The sequence below is a fragment of the Sphingopyxis lindanitolerans genome (assembly GCF_002993885.1).
Lineage (GTDB): Bacteria > Pseudomonadota > Alphaproteobacteria > Sphingomonadales > Sphingomonadaceae > Sphingopyxis > Sphingopyxis lindanitolerans.
Map to the genome: position 1 here is coordinate 1,302,605 of NZ_CM009578.1, position 21,037 is coordinate 1,323,641.

Genomic DNA, 21,037 nt, shown 5'->3' on the forward strand with positions numbered 1-21,037 from the left:
TCCCCTCCCATTTATGGGAGGGGTCGGGGGAGGGTCTGTTTCAAGCCGAGGTGCGGGAGAGCGACATGCCCTCCCCTAACCCCTCCCGCTTGCGGGAGGGGAATCTTTAAAGTTCGAACGACACCCCCTGCGCCAGCGGCAGCGCGTCGGAGTAATTCACCGTGTTCGTCGCGCGGCGCATATATTGGCGCCACGCGTCCGACCCGCTTTCGCGCCCGCCGCCGGTTTCCTTTTCGCCGCCGAACGCGCCGCCGATCTCGGCCCCGCTCGTTCCCAGGTTGACGTTGGCGATGCCGCAGTCGCTTGCCGCCAGGAAGCGTTCGGCCTCGCGCAGGTCGGTGGTGAAGATCGCCGACGACAGCCCCGCCGCGACATCATTATGCTGCGCGATCGCCGCGTCCAGATCGTCATAGCGCATGACATAGAGGATCGGCGCGAAGGTCTCCTCCAGCACCGGCCCGATCTGCCCCGGCATCAGGACCAGCGCGGGGCGGACATAAAAGCTCGCCCCTTCGCCGACGCGCTCGCCGCCGTGAACGACGCCGCCCGCCGCGCTGGCGGCCGCGAGCGCCTCCTGCATCGCCTCAAAGGCCGCGCGGTCGATCAGCGGCCCGACCAGCACCTCGCCCTCCAGCGGATTGCCGACCGCGACGCTGGCATAGGCGGCCTTCAGCCGCGCGACGAAATTATCGTAGATGCTGTCGTGGACGAACAAGCGCCGCGTCGTCGTGCAGCGCTGCCCCGCCGTTCCCATCGCGCCGAACGCCACGCCGCGCAGCGCGAGATCGAGGTCGGCCGATGGCGCGACGATCACCCCATTATTGCCGCCAAGCTCGAGAATCGCGCGCGCGAAACGCTGCGCCAGACGCGGCGCGACCGCGCGGCCCATCCGCGTCGATCCGGTTGCCGAAACCAGCGCGACGCGCGCATCGTCGACCAGCGCCTCGCCCGCCTCGCGTCCGCCGATCAGCAGCGCGGACAACCCCGCGGGCGCATCGCCGAACCGCGCCGCCGCGCGCGCGAAGATCGCCTGGACGGCGAGCGCGGTGAGCGGCGTCTTTTCAGACGGCTTCCACACCACGCTGTTGCCGCAGACGAGCGCGAGCGCGGCATTCCACGCCCAGACCGCGACCGGAAAATTGAACGCCGAAATCACCCCGACGACGCCCAGCGGGTGCCACACCTCCATCATCCGGTGCCCCGGCCGCTCGGTCGCGATCGTCAGGCCGTAAAGCTGGCGCGACAGCCCGACCGCGAAGTCGCAGATGTCGATCATCTCCTGCACCTCGCCCGCGCCCTCGGACGCGATTTTCCCGGCTTCGATCGTCACCAGCCGGGCCAGATCGTCCTTCGCCGCGCGCAGTTCGTCACCGAACAGCCGCACCAGTTCGCCGCGGCGCGGCGCCGGGACATGGCGCCACGCGCGGAACGCGGCGGTTGCCTGATCGAGCGCCGCGTCGATATCGGCCGCATCGACAAGCTGTACGGTCGCAACCTGCTCGCCGGTCAGCGGCGACAGCGACGGCATCGACCCGTCGCTCCACGCCGCGCGGGTGACGCCCAATGCGTCGAGCAATCGCCCAACCTCTTCGCCGATTCCGGCCATCTTCTATCCTTTCTGACGCTAGAGCGCGCTTGCAGTTTATGTTTCGCGGGTTATCGCAGCCCGCAACCGAGTCAAATCGAAAGCGGGAGAAGCAGACGTGTCCGACCTACCCCCCTCCGAACCCTTCGTTCCCGTTCCCGCCGACGCCGCCGCGATCACGCATTGCACCGCCGCCGATTACGAGCGCCTCTATACCCAGAGCATCGCCGACCCCGATGCCTTCTGGGCCGACCAGGCGAAGCGGCTCGACTGGGTGACGCCGCCGACGAAAATCGCCGGCTGGTCCTTCGACCCGGTCGAGATCAAATGGTATGAGGACGGCGTCCTCAACCTTTGCCACAACGCGCTCGACCGTCATGTCGCCGCGGGCCATGGCGACCGCACCGCGATCATCTTCGAACCCGACGCCCCCGACGGCGAAACCCGCCACATCAGCTATGCCGCGCTGCTCGCCGACGTCATCCGCTTTGCGAACACGCTCAAGAAAATGGGCGTCCAAAAGGGCGACCGTGTCACCATCTATATGCCGATGATCCCCGAGGGCGCCGCCGCGATGCTCGCCTGCGCGCGCATCGGCGCGGTCCACAGCGTCATCTTCGGCGGCTTCTCGCCCGAGGCGATCCACGGCCGGATCGAGGATTGCGCCAGCGACTGGGTGATCTGCGCCGACGAAGGGCTGCGCGGCGGCAAGACCGTCCCGCTGAAAGCCAACGTCGACAAGGCGCTCGAACGGGTGGACGTGCAGGCGGTGCTCGTCATCGCCCACACCGGCGGCGACGTCGCGATGAAGGAAGGCCGCGACCATTGGTATGACGCGGTGTCGGCCGACGTCGGCGACACCTGCCCGTGCGAGCCGATGGGGGCAGAAGACCCGCTGTTCATCCTCTACACCTCGGGCTCGACCGGCAAGCCCAAGGGCGTGCTCCACACCGTCGGCGGCTATGCGGTGTGGGTCGCCTCGACCTTCTTCTATGGCTTCGATTACCGCCCCGGCGAGATTTTCTGGTGCAGCGCCGATATCGGCTGGGTCACCGGCCACAGCTACGTCGTCTATGGCCCGCTTCAGAATGGCGCGACGAGCCTGATGTTCGAAGGCGTGCCCAACCACCCCGACCACGACCGTTTCTGGCAGGTCGTCGACAAGCACAAGGTCAACATCCTCTACACCGCGCCGACCGCGATCCGCGCGCTGATGCGCGAGGGCGACGATTATGTGACGCGCCACAACCTGTCGTCGCTGCGCCTGCTCGGCAGCGTCGGCGAGCCGATCAATCCCGAGGCGTGGCGCTGGTATCACCAGGTGGTCGGCAAAGGCCGCGTCCCCGTCGTCGATACCTGGTGGCAGACCGAGACCGGCGGGATCATGATCACCACCCTGCCCGGCGCGCACGCGATGCAGCCGGGAAGCGCCGGGCGTCCCTTCTTCGGCGTCCGCCCGCAACTCGTCGATGCCGAGGGCGCGGTGCTCGCCGACGAACAGGGCGGCGTCGCCGAGGGCAATCTCTGCCTCACCCACAGCTGGCCGGGGCAGGCGCGCACGCTCTATGGCGATCATGAGCGGTTCGCGGCGACCTATTTCGCGACCTACAAGGGCAAATATTTTACCGGCGACGGCTGCCGCCGCGACGGTGACGGTTACTGGCGGATCACCGGGCGGGTCGACGATGTCATCAACGTATCGGGCCACCGCATGGGCACCGCCGAGGTCGAAAGCGCGCTCGTCCTCCACGACCTCGTCGCCGAGGCCGCGGTCGTCGGCTTCCCGCACGACATCAAGGGCCAGGGTATCTACGCCTATGTCACGCTCAACGCCGGGGTCGAGCCGACCGACACCATCGTCGCGGCGCTCAAGCAGCAGGTCCGCACCGAAATCGGCCCGATCGCCACCCCCGACCATATCCACCTGACCCCCGCGCTCCCCAAGACGCGCAGCGGCAAGATCATGCGCCGTATCCTCAGGAAGATCGCCGAAAATGACTTCGGATCGCTCGGCGACACCTCGACGCTGGCGGACCCGAGTCTGGTCGACGGGCTGATCGAGGGACGGAAGAACAGGTAAATCTTCTCCCCTCCCGCTGGCGGGAGGGGGATTTCAGAAATGAAAGTCGGGCAATTCGGCCAGCGCGATCCCCAGCGCCTCGGCCCAGCCGTCAGCGACGCTCTGGTAATAGGCGTCGTCGCGCTCGAACCGCCGTTCGCGCACGCTGACGAAATCGTCGCGCTCATGGACCTTGAGGTCGATCGGCAGGTCGACCCCGGCGTTCGCCTGGATCGTCGAATCGAACGACACGCACAGCAATTTCACCGCATCCTCGAACGACATCGCCGGATCGTAGGAGCGGACGATCATCGGGCGCCCATATTTGGTTTCGCCGATCTGGAAAAAGGGATTGTCCTCGCCCGCCTCGATGAAATTCCCCTCGGGATAGATCATGAACAGGCGCGGTTCGGCGCCCTTGATCTGACCGCCGACGATCAACGAGGCGCGGAACAGCGATTCGGCGGCGGGCCCTTCATCATTGTGGCGCATCACGATACCGCGCAGCGTCTCGCCGATGGTCGTCGCGATCTGGAACATCGACGGCGCGGCGAGGATCGACGGATGCCGGTCCTCGGGCGCCTTGCTGCGCTCGTCGAGCAGGCTGACGACCGCCTGCGTCGTCGCGAGATTCCCCGCCGACATCAGCGTGATGACGCGCTCGCCCGGCACGTGCCAGCTCCGCATCTTGCGGACCTGTGAGATGTCGTCGACGCCCGCGTTGGTGCGGGTGTCCGACATGAACACCAGTCCCTTGTTGAGTCGCATACCAACGCAATAGGTCATCGAATCCCGCTTCCCCGCCCGGATGGCTTACCGTCGCACCGGCCCGCTTATTGCTGGACCTGCAATTGGACAACCAGATTTTCCTGCGCGCCGCCATAGCGCATTCCGCGAACCGGGGCAGCGCCCTGATAGTCGAGGCCGGTCGCGACGCGAATATAGCGCTGGTCGGGCGAATGGCCGTTGCTGACGTCGAAGCCGATCCAGCCGATGTGGTCGAAATACGCCTCGGCCCAGGCGTGGGTTGCATCCTGCTGGGTGCGGTCGTTCATCATCAGATAGCCCGAGACATAGCGCGCCGGATGCCCGAGGTGGCGCATCGCGGCGATGAAGATATGGCTATGGTCCTGGCAGACCCCGCCTTCGCCCGCGAGCGCCTGCTCGGCGGTCGTCTCGGCATCGGTGACGCCGATGCGATAGGGCAATTTGTCGAGGATCAGCACCGACAGCGCGTGCGCGCGTTCGATATCCGACGCAAAATCGCGCCCCAGCCCCGCCGTCAGCGCGCGCACCCCGCGCCCCGCGCGGGTCAGCGGCGTCGGGCGGAGGAAGGTCCACAGCGGCATCACGCCGCGATGCGCCCCGATCACCCCGTCCCACGTCACCAGTTCGATATCGCCGGTGCAGCGAAGGATCAGTTCGCGCGCGCCGCCGTGCACCGCCACCAGATCGACGCCATTGCCCTGATGGTCGGTATAATGAAGCTGATGCTCGCCCCCCTCGACCGCGATCGTCCAGTCGTGGATCAATTGCTGCCCCGGTCGCTCCTTCGGCGTCAGGCGCAGCTGCTGGAGCGCATAGGCGACATGCCCGTCGAAATGATAATGGGTGGTGTGATCTACGCGCAGCCGCATGGAATCCTCATTATTCTATGTTCCCCCGCAAAGGCGGGGGTCCATCATCCGGCCTTTCGCTCTCGACAGACGCTGCCCGGTAACGGAACGGCAGGAGATGGCCCCCGCCTTCGCGGGGAAACAGGAAGGGAATACATCCAAAACCATCCCCCCTACTCCACGAACCGATAATCGCGCTCGGCCTGGCGCGCGAGGGCGGCGGTGGCGGCGAGGAAGCTGCGCAGATATTCGTGCAGACCGCCGTCGAAGATCGCCTGGATCGGCGCCGACAGCCGGTCGCGGCACAGCGCCGCGGCCATCCGTCCCGCCTCGGTCTCGTCGTCATAGCCGCGCTGGATATGCGCCAGATGCTCCTCCATCCGCTCGCAGCAGAACGCCAGGCTGCGCGGCATCTGGCGATAGAGGATCAGGAATTCGGCGATCTTCAGCGCACTGATCTCCGCCCCGTAAAGCCAGCGATAGGCGCGGTGCGCCGACACCGAGCGCAGGATCGTCTCCCACTGCACATTATCGATCGAGCCGCCGATATGCGCGACCGACGGCAGCAGCAGATAATATTTGACGTCGAGGATGCGCGCGGTGTTGTCGGCGCGTTCGAGGAAGGTGCCGAACTGCGCGAAATGAAAGCCGTCGTTGCGCAGCATCGTCCCGGTCAGCGCCCCGCGCACCTGGCCGTTCTGGCGCCGGATCGCCGCGAGCACGTCGGGCAAATCGTCCTCGCGCACCTGCCGCTTCAACAGCGTGCCGAGCGTCATCCAGCTCGTATTGACCGCCTCCCACACCTCGCGCGTCAAATAGGTGCGCGCGGTGCGCGCATTGTCGCGCGCCTGCTTGACCACCGACAGGATGCTCGACGGATTGGCGGGATCGCGCAGCATGAAGTCGACGACGCGCTGCGAGCTGTAATCCTCGTCATGCGCCTGCCGGAACCGGCCATCCTGCCCCGCGGTCACCAGCACCGACCGCCATTCGGCCTCGGCGGTGTTCGACCGCGTCAGCGCGATGCGGAAACCCGCATCGATCAGCCGGGCATTATTCTCGCTCCGCTCCAGATAGCGCGCCATCCAGTAAAGCGAGCCGGCGGTCTTGCCTAGCATGGGCGCCCCTCCATCCCCTCCCGCAAGCGGGAGGGGCAGCGAGACTTGCGAGCTTGCTCGCTAGTCGCAGCGGGGTGGGCATTTTTGCGCCGTCGCCTGCCCACCCCGCTGCGGCCAGGCGGCAAGCCGCCAAGCCTCGCTGCCCCTCCCGCTTGTGGGAGGGGGTTGGAGGACGCGCGAGAGATGAGTGCCACCGCCATCAATCCTCCAGCACCCAGGTGTCCTTGGTCCCGCCGCCCTGGCTCGAATTGACCACCAGCGACCCCTTGCTCATCGCGACGCGCGTCAGGCCGCCGGGGGTGATGGTGACGCCCTGCGGCGACATCAGCACGAAGGGGCGCAAATCGACGTGGCGCGGCGCGAGCCCCGCCTTGGTGAAGATCGGCACGGTCGACAGCGACAGCGTCGGCTGCGCGATATAATTGGCCGGGTTCGCCTCCAGCTTCCTGCGAAACGCGGCGATCTCCTTGCGGCTCGCGGCTGGACCGACAAGCATGCCATAGCCGCCCGATCCATGCACTTCCTTGACCACCAGTTCGGGAAGCCGGTCGAGCACTTCCTTCAGATGCCCCGGCTCCGAACAGCGCCAGGTCGGCACATTGGGCAGCAGCGCCTTTTCGCCCGTATAGAATTGGATGATGTCGGGCATATAGCTATAGAGCGCCTTGTCGTCGGCGATCCCCGTCCCCGGCGCATTGGCGATGGTGATGCCGCCGGCGCGATAGACGTCCCAGATGCCGGGGACGCCGAGCAGCGAGTCGGGCCGGAAATTGAGCGGGTCGAGGAAATCATCGTCGACGCGGCGATAGAGTACGTCGATCGGGCGATAGCCCTGTGTCGTGCGCATCTGGACGCGCCCCGCGACGACGCGCAGGTCGTGCCCCTCGACCAGTTCGGCGCCCATCTGGTCGGCAAGGAAACTATGCTCGAAATAGGCGCTGTTGTGGATGCCCGGCGTCAGCACCGCGACCGTCGGCGTGCCGCCGCATCGCGGCGGCGCGCAGGCCGCCAGCGATTTGAGCAGGTTGAGCGGGTAATCGCCGACCTCGCGCACCGAAATCTTCGCGAACAGCTCGGGAAACATCTGGAGCATCGTCTCGCGATTTTCGAGCATGTAGGAGACGCCCGACGGGGTGCGCGCATTATCCTCGAGCACATGAAATTCATCCGCGCCGGTGCGCACGATGTCGATGCCGCTGATATGCGTATAGACGCCGCCCGGCGGGTCCATGCCCATCATCATCGGCAGGAACGCCTCGTTGCGTGAAATCAGGTCGGTCGGCACGCGGCCGGCGCGGAGAATCTCCTGCCGGTGATAGATGTCGTGGAGAAAGGCGTTCAGCGCCCGCACCCGCTGCTCGATGCCGCGCGACAGCCGCCGCCATTCGCCTGCTGAAATGATGCGCGGGACGACGTCGAAAGGGATCAGCCGCTCGTCGCCATCGTCGTCGCCATAGACGTTGAAGGTGATGCCGGTGGTGCGGAAAAGCGCCTCGGCCTGCTGCGTCTTGCGCTGGATGCGCGCCGCATCCTCGCGCTCGAACCAGTGGTGATAATCGCGATAGGGCGGACGGATCTCGCCCGCCTGCCCGGAATCCCCATGGCCCGTCATTTCGTCGAAAAAGGAAATGCCCCAGCCCTTTCCACGCATCATGCCGCCGATCCGGCCGCGCGCGCTGGTCGGGCGTGCGGCCCCTCAAGTTCCTGCCTGCTGCGTCGCTTTGGGGCTACGCGGCCGCCAAGCTTATGGAGGGGATGCTAGCACCGCCGCACGGGAAGGCAAGATGGGTCAAAACATTCCAACCAATTGAAAATGCTTTCGTGTCCCCGCGAAGGCGGGGACCCATCTCCTGCCGGTTCCGTCTTGCACTGACCGGCGATGGGCTCCCGCCTTCGCCGGAGCACGCAGCTATTGGTTAGAGCATCGTGCGTTAAATCTGCCCCGCTTCCCCGAGCGAGACGAGGGGCTCTGCCGAGCGAAGTCGAGGCTGCAACGCTGGAGTTCTCGCTCCGCTCGAACGGGCCCCTCGTCTTCGCTCGGGGAAACGGGGTGATTCAGATTTCGTGCCGTTTGCTCTAAAACCCGAAAAGCAGCCGCACCCCGACGAACCCGACCAGCAGCGCGGTCAGCCGCCGGATCAGGGTCGCGCCGCCGGCGCGGACCGCAAGCTGCGTCCCGATCGCACCGCCGATCAGCACCGCGATCAGCAGCGGCCAATGCCCCGCGATCGCGTGGATCATCGCCTCGCCCTTGCCCTTGATGAGCTGGCCGGTCAGCCCGAACAGGCTGTTGACGAGGATGAACAGGCTCGCGGTCGCGGCGACCGAACGTGCCTCCGCCCAGCGCACGAGGTGAAGGATCGGCGCCAGGAAGATGCCGCCACCGATGCCGACGACACCGGCAAGATAGCCGAGCGCCGCCGCGATCGCCAGCAACAGCTTTGCGGAAAGCGCGACCGGCTTCGCCGCCTGCGGCTGGAACATCAGCGCCAGCGACGAAGCGAGCAGCGACAGGCCGAGCAGGAGGATGAGCAGGCCCTGCTTGACCGGGGTCAGCCCGCCCAGAAAGGCGAGCGGCGCCGCGACCGCGATCAGCGGCAGCGCTTTCGCCCACGGCATCGCCCCGGCGCGCGCGAAGCGGATCGTGCCGCCGGTGACGACGATGACGTTGCACGCGAGGCTGATCGCCGGCACCAGCCCGACCGCGACGCCGCCGAGCAGCAGCAGTGCGGTATAGGTCGACCCGCCGCCGAACCCGACCGCGGCATAGAGCAGCGCGGTAAGACCGAAGAGGGCGGCAAGGCTGGTCATATTCTACCCCCTGTCGTCATCCCGGCGAAGGCCGGGATCTCGCCGGTGCGTATGGATGAGACGGAGAGATCCCGGCCTTCGCCGGGATGACGATTAGGATAAGGACCAGCAGACGTCAAAGCACCCCGTGGCAATGCTTGTATTTGCGCCCCGACCCGCACGGGCATGGCGCGTTGCGGCTGATCTCCAGCGCCGCATAGGGATTGTCCCCCTCGGGCAGGTCGGGCCGCGGCGCCTGCATCGGCGGCAGGGTGTTCGCGATCACGCCCAGTCCGCCCGCGTCGAGGTCGGCGCTGTTGTCCTCGCCGGTGAAGGGGTCGATGTGGGTGGTCAGGAAATCGGGCAGGTCGGGCAGCGCCGCCGCTTCGGGTTCCTGGAACTGGAAATCGATCCGCGCCACCGTGCGCGTCACATCCTCGCGGATATTCTGGAGCATGCGCTCGAACAGCGCAAAGGCTTCCTGCTTATATTCGTTGATCGGCTGCTTTTGCGCATAGGCGCGCAGAAAGATCGCCTGGCGCAGCGCGTCGAGCGTCGACAGATGGTCCTTCCAATGATGGTCGAGCGTCTGGATCAGGACCGACTTCTCGACATTATGCCACGTATCCTCGTCGACCTGTGCCGCCTTGCCCGCGGCCGCGGCGTCGGCCAGGTCCTGGAGGCGCGTCTCGAACATTTCGGGATCGACCTCATCCTCCTGCATCCAGTCGTCGATCGGCGGCGACAGGTCGAGGATGTTCGCGACGCGCTCCTTCATCGCCTCGACATCCCATTGTTCGGGATAGCTTCCCGGCGGGCAGGCGTCGGCGATGATCGCGTTCACCGTTTCCGCCCGCATCTCCGCCATCACATCGTCGACGGTTTCGCTGTCGATGATCTCGCCGCGCTGTTCATAGATGACCTTGCGCTGGTCGTTCATGACGTTGTCATATTCGACGACCTGCTTGCGGATGTCGTAGTTGCGCGCCTCGACCTTCTTCTGCGCGGTCTCGATCGCCTTCGACAGCCATTTCGACCCGATCGCCTCGCCATCCTCCAGATTCTTGTTCATCATCTTGGAAAACAGCGTGTCGGGGCCAAAGATGCGGAGCAAATCATCGTCGAGGCAGAGGTAGAATTTCGACAGGCCGGGGTCGCCCTGACGCCCCGAACGGCCGCGCAGCTGATTGTCGATGCGGCGGCTTTCGTGGCGTTCGGTCGCGAGCACGAACAGCCCGCCCGCCGCCTTCACGGCTTCGCGGTCGGCGGCGACTTCTGCGTTGATGCGCGCGATCGCGGCGTCGCGTTCGGGGCCTTCGGGCACGTCCTTCAGCTCGTCGTCGATGCGGAATTCTTCGCTGCCGCCGAGTTTGATGTCGGTGCCGCGGCCCGCCATGTTCGTCGCGATGGTGACCGCGCCGCGGCGCCCCGCCTGCGCGACGATATGCGCCTCGCTCTCGTGGAAGCGCGCGTTGAGGACGCTGTGCGCGACGCCTTCCTTTTCGAGGAAGGAGGAGAGCAGCTCCGACTTTTCGATCGACACGGTGCCGACGAGAACGGGCTGGCCGCTTTCCTGCGCCTCGCGGATCGTGCGCGCGATCGCGCCGAACTTGTCGGTGATATTCTTGTAGAATTCATCCTCATTGTCCTGCCGCGCGATCGGGCGGTTGGTCGGGATGGTGACGACGTTCATCTTGTAGATTTCAAAGAATTCGGCCGCTTCGGTCGCCGCGGTGCCGGTCATTCCGGAAAGCTTGGGATACATGCGGAAATAATTCTGGAAGGTGATCGAGGCGAGGGTCTGGTTCTCGGGCTCGATCTGGACGCCCTCCTTGGCCTCGACCGCCTGGTGCAGGCCGTCGGACCAGCGGCGGCCGTCCATCATGCGGCCGGTGAATTCGTCGATGATGACGACCTTGCCGTCCTTGACGATATAGTCGGTGTCGAGCTTGAACATCACGATCGCCTTGAGCGCCTGGTTGACGTGATGGACGACCTGCGTGTTCTCGATATCATAAAGGTTGCTGCCCTGGAGCAGGCCCGCGTCTTCGAGCAATCGCTCGACATGCTCGGTGCCGTCCTCGGTCAGGCTGATCGACTTCGCCTTCTCGTCCTTTTCATAATCATCTTCGACGAGCTGGTTCACGACCTCGTTGACGCGGATGTACAGCTCCGACTTGTCGTCGGTCGGGCCCGAGATGATCAGCGGGGTGCGCGCTTCGTCGATCAGGATCGAATCGACTTCGTCGACGATGCCGAAGCTGAATTCGCGGTGGACCATCTGCGAGCGGTCGAACTTCATATTGTCGCGCAGATAATCGAACCCCAGCTCGTTGTTCGTCGCATAGGTGATGTCGCTGTTATAGGCCTCGCGCCGCTGCATCTCGTTGAGGTTGGGGATGATGATGCCGGTGGTCAGGCCCAGAAAGCCATAGACCGCGCTCATCCATTCGGCGTCGCGCTTGGCGAGATAGTCGTTGACGGTGACGACATGGACGCCCTTGCCCTCGAGCGCGTTGAGATAGCAGGGCAGCGTCGCCATCAGCGTCTTGCCCTCGCCCGTCGCCATCTCGGCGATCTCGCCGCGATGCAGGACGATGCCGCCGATCATCTGCACGTCGAAATGGCGCATGCCGAGCGTGCGCTTCGACGCTTCGCGCACCGTCGCGAACGCCTCGGGAAGCAGGTCGTCGAGCGTCTCGCCGGCCGCCAGCCGGTCGCGGAACGTCTGCGTCTGCGCCTTCAGGTCATCGTCGCTCAGCGCTTCGAACTGCGGCTCGAAAGCATTGATTTTTGCGACGATCTTGCGGATCGAAGTGACATAACGCTCGTTGGACGAGCCGAACAGGCTCTTGGCAAGACTGCCGAACATAGGGAATTTCCTTGGATTTCGATGCGATGTGGGCGGCATGGGCGCCGCATGGACTATAAAGAAAACCCCCCGCGAGGCGCAGGGGGAACGGCCCTATTTCAGGGCAAGCCGGTGCCGCTATTCGAGCGCGCGGTCGACGCCAGGCAACAGGCCGGGAAGATGCGGCGGCGCCGCCTTGCGCGGTTTGCCGCTGCTGACGCCGCTGCTCGAACGGCGAGTGGGCGGGGTGGCGACCGGGCGGTGTTCGCTATCGCCGGTGTCGGCCTTGCTCGCGCTTTCGGCCAGCAGGACGAGCGACCCCATCGCCATCGGAACGGCGGGCGCGGCAACGGCCCGGTCCGCCGTGGCAAAACCGGTGAGCAGCGCCAAAAGAGTCAGCAATAACCGCAAAAATCGCCCCTCCACACGTCCGGAGCCCGGATTATTGCGCCCCGTTCCCTGAACATAGGGTGAAATGCGCGCGGCGTCCAGAGCAAGCGCGCGGGCGGGCGTGGGAATAGCCCGCCGTCTTTCCAATTCGTCATGCTGACCTTGTTTCAGCATCCATGGCCCGAACGCGCATCCGGCACTCGTCTGGGGAATGGGCAGGCCATGAACCCTGAAACAAGGTCAGGGCGACGAAAGATAGGGGGTCGGCTTTGGTTTGCAGGCCGCCTTCACTCCAACCCCGGATTCAGCCCCTTCACTTCCTGAAGGAAACTCTTGGGCTTCTTGAAAAACTTGCTCTTGCGGTTGACCTTCAGCCCGACGACCTCGGCCAGTTCCATCACGAAATGGACGCAGTTGGCCTTGTTCAGGCTATAGCTCGGCTGCTCGCGGTCCTGCCATTCGCGGATCTTGGCGATCAGCCGGGCATAGGTCGCGTCGTCGATCGCGACGCTGAACTGGCGGTCGCTCTTAGCGATATAATCGGCCTTCGACGTCTGGACATAGCCCTTCACCGACCCGAACAGGATCGCCGGGCTGACGTTCTTTGCGGTGAAGCCGAAATTATCGTCGACCGCCTGCCCGCTGCCGTCGAGCGTGCCCTGGACCGTGATGAAGGCGTGCGGAAAGCGGTCGCCGAAATCATGGCTGTAGAAACTGACCGTGACCGCGGCCTCGGCGGGAAGCGCGACGCCCAGGCAAAAGGCCAGCAAGGTCAGGAGCATCAGGCGCAGGCGAAACATCGGCCCCCTGATAGCGACCCCGCCGCCGCCTTGCCAAGCCGCGATTGCGGCTTGACGTTCACGTCAACCTGTCCTCTTCTCGCATTGACACGAATGTAAGGGAGAGCGGGCGTGGCACGACAGGCGATCTTCATCACCGGCGGCGGTTCGGGCATCGGCCGCGCGACGGCGCGCCATTTCGCGAAGCAGGGCTGGTTCGTCGGCATCGCCGACGTCAACGCGCAGGGGATCGACGAAACCGCCGCGCTGCTGCCCGAGGGGGCTTCGTCGCGCCACGTCATGGACGTGCGCGACCGCGACCAGTGGAAGGCCGCGCTCGACGCTTTTGCAGTGGCGAGCGGCGGACGCCTCGACGTGCTGTTCAACAACGCCGGCATCGGGACCGGCGGCCAATATATCGACATGGCGCCGGAGGAGGCCGACCGCATCATCGCGATCAACTTCGGCGGCGTCGTCAACGGCACCTATGCCGCGCTGCCCCTGCTGCGCGCAACGCCGGGGTCGACGATCCTCAACACCGGATCGGCGTCGGGCTTTTACGGCGTCGCCGGGCTCGCGGTCTATTCGGCGACCAAATTCGCGGTGCGCGGGCTGACCGAAGCGCTCGAGATCGAATTCGCCAAGCATGGCATCAAGGTCCGCTCGCTGATGCCCGGCTTCATCGACACCCCGCTGCTCGACCAGGTCAGCGCCGACAGCAACGAACCCGCGCGCAATCGCCTGTCGGCCAGCGGGTTCGAGATCGTCCCCGTCGAGCGCGTCGCCGAGGCGGCGTGGGAGGCGGTGCACGGCGCCAGGGTGCATGTCCCCGTCGGCAAGATGGCCAAACGCCTGTCACGCCTCGCGCGCTTCTTCCCCGGGCTGATCGTCCGGCAATCGAAGAAGATCGACGGGCTGGGCGCGGCGGCGCACTGACGCCGGTCTGACGCACCAATGCCTGCATTGGGGTGAAAAGCGGCCGTGGCTCTCCTAGGGGAAACCCAATAGACCGCATCCCCGAGCGAAGACGAGGGGCACGTTCGAGCGGAGCGAGAACCGCGCGCCTCCGCTGCCTCGACTTCGCTCGGCAGAGCCCCTCGTCTTCGCTCGGGGATGCGGCTTCCATGACGGCTCGCCACGCTGATTGCGGCAACAACCGGTCGAAACCCTCCGCCGCTATTTCCCCGACCCGCAACTCACCGCCCCGCTGCCGAGGTTGCGCACGGTGCAGGCGGGCTTTCCGAGGACGACGGTCTTGCCCACCCCGCGCGTCGTCACCGCCGCGGTCTTGACCGCATTGAAGATATGATCGCCGGCGCCTTCGCTGTCGCTGACCAGATCGTCGACCGCGAGCTTGCCGGCATCGACCACCCCCGCGCCCGACAGCGTCATCTGCCCCTGCTTGGCCTTGCCCGCCAGCGTCATCGTGCCGTTGCCGATCATCGCGACGTTCAGCCGGTCGGCATCGATGGCGTCGACGCTCACCCGCCCCGGCCCGCGCAGCCCGATCGTCACGCGCGCGCCCCGCAGCCGGTCGATGTGCAGCGATCCCGCCCCCGCGAGCGTCGCCGAGCGCAGGTTCGCGGCGTTGATGCGGATCGTCACCGCGCCGGGCGGCGTGCGGCGATTTTCGTCGCCCGCATATTTCTTTTCGCCGATCACCAGCCGTCCGTCGCGGGTTCCGAGCGTCAGCCGGTCGAGCGCGTCGGTCGAGCCGGTCGCCACCGCGCTGACCGGCGCGCGCGACACCACTTCGACATCGACGTCGGCGCTGACCTCGATCGTCTCGAAACTGGTGAGGCCATAGCGCTTCTCGGCCGCGGCGGCGGGTCCGGAAAGCAGCAGGGCGGCGGCCGCGACGGCGGCCAGGCGCAAAATGCTGGTCATGGCGCCGCCATACCGCGTTCGCAGCGGCAGCGCCACAGGATGTTCGGGAGGGAGGATAACCTGTCGTGTGTCCCCGCGAAGGCGGGGACCCATCTCCAGCCGGTGCTATTTTGAACCGGCGGGAGATGGACCCCCGCCTTCGCGGGGGAACAGGCTCTTCCAGGAAGGACGAGCCACAGGCGCGACCCGCATTATTTGCAGGTCGCGGTTCCCGATCCCAACGCATGCGTCGAGCATTTGCCGCCACCGCCGATCGTCGCGTCGCCCGAACCGAGAATCTTGATGTCGGCGCTCGCGGTCGCCTGCGCATCGACGTCGCCCGAGCCGGTGATCGACACCGCGAGCGTCTGCGCGACGAGCCCCTCGGCATCGATATCGCCCGATCCGGTGACGCCGAAATCGCCCGCGCCGATCGTGCCGCCCTTGACCTCGATATTGCCCGACCCCGAAATATCCAGGTCGGCGCTTTTCGCGGTCAGTTTCGCGACCTTGAGGTCGCCCGATCCGGTCACGTCAAGCGTTGCCGCGTCGGCGTCGAGCGTGTCGGCGTCGATCGATCCCGATCCGGTCAGCCGCAGCGCAACCAGCTTCGGCATCGTGATGCTGATCTCGACCCCGTCGCCGTCGTGGCGAGTGAAGCTGAAGCCTTCGCGCTTGCGGCCGATCGACAGCGTCGATCCGTCGAGCGTGATTTCCAGCTCGTCGAGTTCCGCCTGCGGGCCCTTGGCGCTGATCGCAAAAGCATCGCCCTGACGGATGGTGACATCGTCGGGGCCGGTGACCTTGACCCCGGTGAAGCCTTTCAGGTCAAAGCTCTGCGTCGTCGTCGGCCCGGACGCGACCGTTCGCCTGGCGTCCTTGCTGCCCTCCGTCACCTCGGCGCTGCACGCCGATACCGTCATGGCAAGCGCCAGCGGCAGAGCCGCCGCCATCCGCTTTCCCAGGGTCCAGTTTCGCATTGTCCATCTCCTTGTGTGTTATCTTGCTAACACAGGTGAAGAGGCCTGTCCAGCATCCAGCGCCGGGCGGACAAAATTCCGCGCCATCTTGTCGCCACCTTCGCCGTGCAACAGACGCGCTTTCCTGTCCCGACGAGAGAGATGATGAGCGTAGCCTTCCGCCGCGAGAGCGACGATGAACATAGGGAGCCGGCCTTCGAATGGCCGATCCCGGTGGGGCCGAACCTCGTCACGCCGCGCGGCGCGCGCCTGCTCGGCGAGGAGGTCGCGCGCCTCGAAGCCGCCGTCGCCGCCGAAAGCGACGAAGAGGCGAAGAAGAAGCTCCAGCGCCGCCTGCGCTACCTGGGCACCCGCCACGCGACCGCCGAGGTGCAGGCCGCGCCCGCGCCCGATGTTGCGGGCATCGGCAGTCGCGTCCGCTATACGCTGAACGGTGCGACGCGCGCGATCACGATCGTCGGGCATGACGAGGCCGATCCGGGCGCCGGGCTGATCGCCTTCACCGCGCCGCTCGGCCGGGCCTTGATGGGCGCCGAGGTCGGCGATCTCGTCGCATTTCAGGGCCGCGAGGATGCGATCGAAATCGTCGCCGCGGCCGCCGATCCGGAGGTGATGGCATGAAAGACAAGTTCGAGCGCCACAAGCAGCCGTGGACCGCGGCCGAGATCGACAAGCTCCACATGCTCGCGAAAAAGGGCATGGCGCTGAAAGCGATCGCCAAGGCGCTGACGCGCAGCGAGGAATCGGTGAAAATCCGCGCCAAGGCCGACGGGCTGGCGATCGCCAAGCTGCGCTGATCGTTCGATGACCGTTTCCGATTATGATGCCGTCGTGCTGGGCGCCGGCGCGGCCGGGCTGATGTGCGCGGCGGTCGCGGGACAGCGCGGTCGGCGCGTCCTGCTGCTCGATCATGCCGATGCGGTGGGCAAAAAAATCCTCATTTCGGGCGGCGGGCGTTGCAACTTCACCAACATCCACACATCGCCCGCAACTTATATCTCGGCGAACCCGCATTTCGCCAAGTCGGCGCTCGCGCGCTATACTCCCGCCGATTTCATCGCGCTCGTCGATCGCCACGGGATCGCCTGGCACGAGAAAACGCTGGGCCAGCTCTTCTGCGACGGCTCGGCGAAGCAGATCGTCGCCATGCTGCTCGAGGAGGCCGCAAAGGGCCATGTCGACATCCGCTGCGGCCAAACCGTCAACCAAATTGACCATTCCGACAATATGTTCCGTGGCACTTTCGGCAACTTCCACTTCACCGCCCCCAATCTCGTCATCGCCACCGGCGGCCCCTCGATCCCAAAGATGGGCGCGACCGGCTTTGCCTACGACCTCGCGCGCCGGTTCGGGCTGAAAGTGGTCGAGCCGCGTCCGGCGCTCGTCCCGCTGACGCTCGGCGGCGACGACGTGCTGTTCCGCGACCTGTCGGGCGTCGCGACGCCGGTCGAGGCGCGCGCGGGCAAGGCGGCCTTCCGCGAAGCCGCGCTCTTCACCCACAAGGGGCTTTCGGGGCCGGCGATCCTCCAGATCAGCAGCTATTGGCGGCACGGCGAGCCGGTGACGATCGACTTCCTGCCCGATGCGGCCCCCGGCTGGCTCGTCGAGGCGAAGCGCGCCCGGCCACGCGCCACGCTCGCCTCGGCCCTCCCTCTCCCCGACCGGCTTGCACAAACCCTCGCCGATCGCCTCGGACTCGCGGGCGAACTCGGCGCACAAACCGACCGCAAGCTCGCCGAGGCCGAGGCGCGGCTTGCGCGCTGGCTTTTCCACCCCAATGGCACCGAAGGCTTCGCCAAGGCAGAGGTCACGGTGGGCGGAATATCGACCGCCGGGCTGTCGTCGCAAACAATGATGGTCAAAACCGTCCCAAACCTCTATGCGATCGGCGAAGCCGTAGATGTCACAGGGTGGTTAGGCGGCTATAATTTTCAATGGGCGTGGGCCAGCGGTTACGCCGCGGGCCAGGTGATTTGACCCCATTGAGCCCCTTTCCGTCGGCCCGTCACCGCACCGGTGACCGCCAATCTATTGAGATATAAATGCCTTTCGAAAATCTTTCTCCCGTCCTTTCGGACGCTCTCACCGCGCGCGGCTATGAAGCGCTCACCCCCGTCCAGACGCAGGTCACCGAGGCCGAGGCCAAGGGCCGCGACCTGCTCGTCTCGGCGCAGACCGGATCGGGCAAGACCGTCGCGTTCGGCCTGGCGATGGCCGACGAGCTGATCGAGGGTGATCGCCTCCCCTTCGCAACCTCGCCGCTCGCGCTGATCGTCGCGCCGACGCGCGAACTCGCGCTTCAGGTCAGCCGCGAACTCGGCTGGCTTTACGCCAAGGCCGGCGCGCGCATCGCGACCTGCGTCGGCGGCATGGACGCCAGCAAGGAACGCCGCGCGTTGAACCAGGGCGTGCAGATCGTCGTCGGCACCCCGGGGCGCCTGCGCGACCACCTCGAACGCGGCGCACTCGACCTTTCGGCGCTGCGAGTCGCCATCCTCGACGAAGCCGACGAAATGCTCGACATGGGCTTTCGCGACGACCTTGAGGAAATTCTCGACGGCACCCCCGCGACGCGCCGCACGCTCCTTTTCTCGGCGACGATCCCCAAACCGATCGTCCAGCTCGCCAAGCGCTATCAGCAGGACGCGCTGCGCATCTCGACCGTCGGCGAAGATCGCGGCCATGGCGACATCGCCTATCAGGCGGTGACCGTCGCCCCCGCCGATATCGAGGGCGCGGTCGTCAACCTGCTCCGCCTTCACGACGCCGAGACCGCGATGCTGTTCTGCGCGACGCGCGACAATGTCCGCCGCCTCCATGCCAGCCTCGTCGAACGCGGTTTCGCCGCGGTCGCGCTGTCGGGCGAGCATAGCCAGAACGAACGCAACCAGGCGCTTCAAGCGCTGCGCGATCGCCGTGCAAAAGTTTGCGTCGCGACCGACGTCGCCGCACGCGGCATCGACCTGCCGACGCTCAGCCTCGTCATCCATGTCGAAATCCCGCGCGATGCCGAAGCGCTCCAGCATCGTTCGGGCCGCACCGGCCGCGCGGGCAAAAAGGGCACCGCGGTCATCATCGTCCCCTATCCGCGCCGCCGCCGCGTCGACGGCATGCTGCGCGGCGCGCGAATCAACGCCGAGTGGATGGACGCGCCGACCGCCGCCGACGTCCGCGCGCGCGACCAGGAACGACTGATCGAAAAGCTGCTCGCCCCCGTCGAGCATGAGCCCGAGGATCTGGAACTCGCGCAGCGCCTGATGGCCGAGCGGACGCCCGAAGACATCGCCGCCTCGCTCGTCCGCGCCCATCGCGCCCTGATGCCACCGCCCGAGGATCTGCTCGACAATGGCCCGCGCGGCCGTGACGGCGCCGGTCGCCCCGAACGCGGCGAGCGCTTCGAGCGCGAACGCCCCGAGCGCGGCAGTGGCGACCGCCGCGAAGGGTTCGAGGACAGCGTCTGGTTCCGTCTCAATATCGGCCGCCACCAGAACGCCGACCCGCGCTGGATTCTGCCTTTGCTCTGCCGCCGTGGCCATGTGACCAAGGGCGAGATTGGCGCGATCCGCATCGGGCCGAAGGAAACGATGTTCAACATCCCGCGCGCGATCGCCGATCGCTTTGCCGAAGCGGTGGTGCGCAGCGCCAATGCCGATGGCGAGGACGACAGCGGCGTGTCGATCACCCCGGCGCCTGACGGCCCGACCTATCCGCCGCGCCGCGACAAATCGCCGCGCGACGCGGCCCCGCGCGCCACGCTCGGCCGGGCGCCGGGCGGCGACCGCAGCCCACGCGGTCCCGGCGGTCCGGGCGGCAAGCCCGAACGCTATAAGCCCAAGCCCTTCGGTCAGCGCAGCCCGCGTCGCCCGAGCAAGTAACACGACAACCCCTCCCCCGAAGGGGAGGGGCTTTTATCGCACCGACCTTGCACCATTGCCCCTGCCGCCCCAGATGGATCGGACAGCAGGAGCGCGCTATGAAAGCCATCGAAGCCTTTATCGAAAGCCAGGGCGCGCCCGAGGTCATCGACTGGCGCGAAATCAAGCTCGGCGATCCCGGCGCGGGCCAGGTGCTGGTGCGCCAGACCGCGGTCGGGCTCAACTATATCGACACCTATCACCGCGACGGCACCTATCCGATCGAGCTTCCCGGCGGGCTCGGCGTCGAGGCGGCGGGGGAGGTGGTCGCGATCGGTGCCGACGTTCACGGCCTCCAGCCCGGCGACCGCGTCGCGACCTTCGGGCCGCAGCGGGGCGCCTATGCGAGCGCGCGCATCGTCCCCGCCGCCTCGCTGTTCAAGCTCCCGGCATCGATCGACGACGAAACCGCCGCCGCTGCGCTGCTCAAGGCCTGCACCGTCGAAGCGCTCGTCGAGCGCTGCGCGAAGGTCGAGGCGGGCTGGCCCGTGCTCGTTCACGCCGCGGCAGGCGGGGTCGGACTGATCCTCGTCCAGTGGTTGAAAGCGATCGGCGCGACCGTGATCGGCACCGTCAGTACCGAGGCAAAGGAACAGGCGGCGCGCGACGCGGGCGCCGATCATGTCGTCCGATACAAGGCCGACGATGTTGCGGCGCATGTCCGCGAGATCACCGACGGTCAGGGCGTTCCGGTGACCTTCGACGGTATCGGCATGGCGACCTGGGCGACATCGCTCAAGGCCACCGCGCGGCGAGGGCTGATCGTCAGCTATGGCAATGCCGGTGGGCCGGTGACCGGAGTCAACCTCGGCATCCTTGCGCAGCATGGGTCGCAGTTCGTGTCGCGGCCGACGCTGTTCGACTATTATCTCCATTCGGGCGAGCGCGCCGCCGGCGCCGCGCGGGTGTTCGAGATGATCGAAAGCGGCGCGGTCAAGATCACCATCGGCCAGCGCTATTCGCTCGAAGATGCGGCGCGGGCGCATGCCGACCTCGAAGCGGGGCGCACGACGGGGTCGACATTGCTGATTCCGGAAAAGCCTACACAAAATCGTCAATAACAAGCATGTTCCCCCGCGAAGGCGGGGG

18 protein-coding genes are annotated in these 21,037 nt (G+C 66.4%); 7 read left to right on the top strand and 11 right to left on the bottom strand.

Translation table 11 applies throughout. The features are described from left to right. Positions 1-106: 106 nt before the first annotated feature. Positions 107-1,606 (bottom strand): L-piperidine-6-carboxylate dehydrogenase, encoded by a 1,500-nt coding sequence (amaB, locus tag CVO77_RS06250; RefSeq protein ID WP_105998369.1) that lies wholly within the window; start codon positions 1,604-1,606, stop codon positions 107-109. A 97-nt stretch (positions 1,607-1,703) separates the two neighbouring features. Here amaB and acs point away from each other — a divergent pair, with 97 nt between their 5' ends. Then, positions 1,704-3,665 (top strand): acetate--CoA ligase, encoded by a 1,962-nt coding sequence (acs, locus tag CVO77_RS06255; protein ID WP_105998370.1) that lies wholly within the window; start codon positions 1,704-1,706, stop codon positions 3,663-3,665. A gap of 33 nt (positions 3,666-3,698) precedes the next feature. On the opposite strand, the gene CVO77_RS06260 is transcribed toward acs, so the two are convergent. The 8 genes from CVO77_RS06260 to CVO77_RS06295 all read right to left on the bottom strand — a co-directional run bounded on the left by CVO77_RS06260 (position 3,699) and on the right by CVO77_RS06295 (position 13,209). Further along, complete coding sequence (locus tag CVO77_RS06260) at positions 3,699-4,430, bottom strand: proteasome-type protease (RefSeq protein WP_105998371.1); 732 nt, start codon at positions 4,428-4,430, stop codon at positions 3,699-3,701. Between the two features lie 47 nt (positions 4,431-4,477). Beyond that, a complete protein-coding gene (locus CVO77_RS06265; RefSeq protein ID WP_105998372.1) occupies positions 4,478-5,281 on the bottom strand; it encodes a transglutaminase family protein in 804 nt (267 codons plus the stop codon). 152 nt (positions 5,282-5,433) lie between these two features. Continuing rightward, entirely contained in the window at positions 5,434-6,378 is a 945-nt protein-coding gene (locus tag CVO77_RS06270; protein ID WP_105998373.1) for an alpha-E domain-containing protein, read from the bottom strand. 199 nt (positions 6,379-6,577) lie between these two features. Next, the gene (locus tag CVO77_RS06275; protein ID WP_420822533.1) at positions 6,578-8,032 is read right to left on the bottom strand and encodes a circularly permuted type 2 ATP-grasp protein; all 1,455 of its coding nucleotides are present in this window, start codon (positions 8,030-8,032) and stop codon (positions 6,578-6,580) included. Between the two features lie 422 nt (positions 8,033-8,454). Further along, positions 8,455-9,189 (bottom strand): sulfite exporter TauE/SafE family protein, encoded by a 735-nt coding sequence (locus tag CVO77_RS06280; protein ID WP_105998374.1) that lies wholly within the window; start codon positions 9,187-9,189, stop codon positions 8,455-8,457. Between the two features lie 115 nt (positions 9,190-9,304). Then, positions 9,305-12,040, bottom strand: a complete 2,736-nt coding sequence (gene secA, locus CVO77_RS06285; protein ID WP_105998375.1) for a preprotein translocase subunit SecA — start codon at positions 12,038-12,040, stop codon at positions 9,305-9,307. A 117-nt stretch (positions 12,041-12,157) separates the two neighbouring features. Further along, positions 12,158-12,421, bottom strand: coding sequence for a hypothetical protein (locus tag CVO77_RS06290; protein WP_105998376.1), 264 nt, complete (start codon positions 12,419-12,421; stop codon positions 12,158-12,160). 275 nt (positions 12,422-12,696) lie between these two features. Beyond that, positions 12,697-13,209 (bottom strand): hypothetical protein, encoded by a 513-nt coding sequence (locus CVO77_RS06295; protein WP_105998377.1) that lies wholly within the window; start codon positions 13,207-13,209, stop codon positions 12,697-12,699. A 111-nt stretch (positions 13,210-13,320) separates the two neighbouring features. On the opposite strand from CVO77_RS06295, the gene CVO77_RS06300 reads away from it, so the two are divergent. Beyond that, complete coding sequence (locus tag CVO77_RS06300; RefSeq protein WP_105998378.1) at positions 13,321-14,124, top strand: SDR family oxidoreductase; 804 nt, start codon at positions 13,321-13,323, stop codon at positions 14,122-14,124. A 240-nt stretch (positions 14,125-14,364) separates the two neighbouring features. Here the strand turns inward: CVO77_RS06300 and CVO77_RS06305 are convergent, their stop codons facing one another. Both CVO77_RS06305 and CVO77_RS06310 read right to left on the bottom strand, forming a co-directional pair. Continuing rightward, a complete protein-coding gene (locus tag CVO77_RS06305) occupies positions 14,365-15,075 on the bottom strand; it encodes a head GIN domain-containing protein (RefSeq protein WP_106000686.1) in 711 nt (236 codons plus the stop codon). Between the two features lie 191 nt (positions 15,076-15,266). After that, the gene (locus CVO77_RS06310; RefSeq protein WP_105998379.1) at positions 15,267-16,034 is read right to left on the bottom strand and encodes a head GIN domain-containing protein; all 768 of its coding nucleotides are present in this window, start codon (positions 16,032-16,034) and stop codon (positions 15,267-15,269) included. Positions 16,035-16,178: 144 nt separating this feature from the next. Here CVO77_RS06310 and CVO77_RS06315 point away from each other — a divergent pair, with 144 nt between their 5' ends. From CVO77_RS06315 to CVO77_RS06335, 5 genes are all read left to right on the top strand, one after another. Further along, entirely contained in the window at positions 16,179-16,655 is a 477-nt protein-coding gene (locus tag CVO77_RS06315) for a GreA/GreB family elongation factor (RefSeq protein ID WP_106000687.1), read from the top strand. Beyond that, positions 16,652-16,831: a hypothetical protein gene (locus CVO77_RS06320; RefSeq protein WP_105998380.1), complete on the top strand. Its 180-nt coding sequence runs from the start codon at positions 16,652-16,654 to the stop codon at positions 16,829-16,831. Before CVO77_RS06315 ends, CVO77_RS06320 begins: the two co-directional genes overlap by 4 nt. 7 nt (positions 16,832-16,838) lie before the next feature. Further along, positions 16,839-18,011, top strand: a complete 1,173-nt coding sequence (locus tag CVO77_RS06325; RefSeq protein WP_105998381.1) for a BaiN/RdsA family NAD(P)/FAD-dependent oxidoreductase — start codon at positions 16,839-16,841, stop codon at positions 18,009-18,011. 65 nt (positions 18,012-18,076) lie between these two features. Then, positions 18,077-19,909, top strand: a complete 1,833-nt coding sequence (locus CVO77_RS06330; RefSeq protein ID WP_105998382.1) for a DEAD/DEAH box helicase — start codon at positions 18,077-18,079, stop codon at positions 19,907-19,909. Positions 19,910-20,007: 98 nt separating this feature from the next. Continuing rightward, positions 20,008-21,009: a quinone oxidoreductase family protein gene (locus CVO77_RS06335; protein WP_105998383.1), complete on the top strand. Its 1,002-nt coding sequence runs from the start codon at positions 20,008-20,010 to the stop codon at positions 21,007-21,009. The last annotated feature ends 28 nt before the right edge of the window (positions 21,010-21,037 follow it).

Bases quoted from the DNA above. Each gene is read 5' to 3' on its own strand.
- amaB (WP_105998369.1), bottom strand. From the start codon at position 1,606: ATGGCCGGAATCGGCGAAGAGGTTGGGCGATTGCTCGACGCATTGGGC.
- CVO77_RS06260 (WP_105998371.1), bottom strand. From the start codon at position 4,430: ATGACCTATTGCGTTGGTATGCGACTCAACAAGGGACTGGTGTTCATG.
- CVO77_RS06265 (WP_105998372.1), bottom strand. From the start codon at position 5,281: ATGCGGCTGCGCGTAGATCACACCACCCATTATCATTTCGACGGGCAT.
- CVO77_RS06270 (WP_105998373.1), bottom strand. From the start codon at position 6,378: ATGCTAGGCAAGACCGCCGGCTCGCTTTACTGGATGGCGCGCTATCTG.
- CVO77_RS06275 (WP_420822533.1), bottom strand. From the start codon at position 8,032: ATGATGCGTGGAAAGGGCTGGGGCATTTCCTTTTTCGACGAAATGACG.
- CVO77_RS06280 (WP_105998374.1), bottom strand. From the start codon at position 9,189: ATGACCAGCCTTGCCGCCCTCTTCGGTCTTACCGCGCTGCTCTATGCC.
- secA (WP_105998375.1), bottom strand. From the start codon at position 12,040: ATGTTCGGCAGTCTTGCCAAGAGCCTGTTCGGCTCGTCCAACGAGCGT.
- CVO77_RS06295 (WP_105998377.1), bottom strand. From the start codon at position 13,209: ATGTTTCGCCTGCGCCTGATGCTCCTGACCTTGCTGGCCTTTTGCCTG.
- CVO77_RS06305 (WP_106000686.1), bottom strand. From the start codon at position 15,075: ATGACCAGCATTTTGCGCCTGGCCGCCGTCGCGGCCGCCGCCCTGCTG.
- CVO77_RS06310 (WP_105998379.1), bottom strand. From the start codon at position 16,034: ATGCGAAACTGGACCCTGGGAAAGCGGATGGCGGCGGCTCTGCCGCTG.
- CVO77_RS06315 (WP_106000687.1), top strand. From the start codon at position 16,179: ATGAGCGTAGCCTTCCGCCGCGAGAGCGACGATGAACATAGGGAGCCG.
- CVO77_RS06320 (WP_105998380.1), top strand. From the start codon at position 16,652: ATGAAAGACAAGTTCGAGCGCCACAAGCAGCCGTGGACCGCGGCCGAG.
- CVO77_RS06325 (WP_105998381.1), top strand. From the start codon at position 16,839: ATGACCGTTTCCGATTATGATGCCGTCGTGCTGGGCGCCGGCGCGGCC.
- CVO77_RS06330 (WP_105998382.1), top strand. From the start codon at position 18,077: ATGCCTTTCGAAAATCTTTCTCCCGTCCTTTCGGACGCTCTCACCGCG.
- CVO77_RS06335 (WP_105998383.1), top strand. From the start codon at position 20,008: ATGAAAGCCATCGAAGCCTTTATCGAAAGCCAGGGCGCGCCCGAGGTC.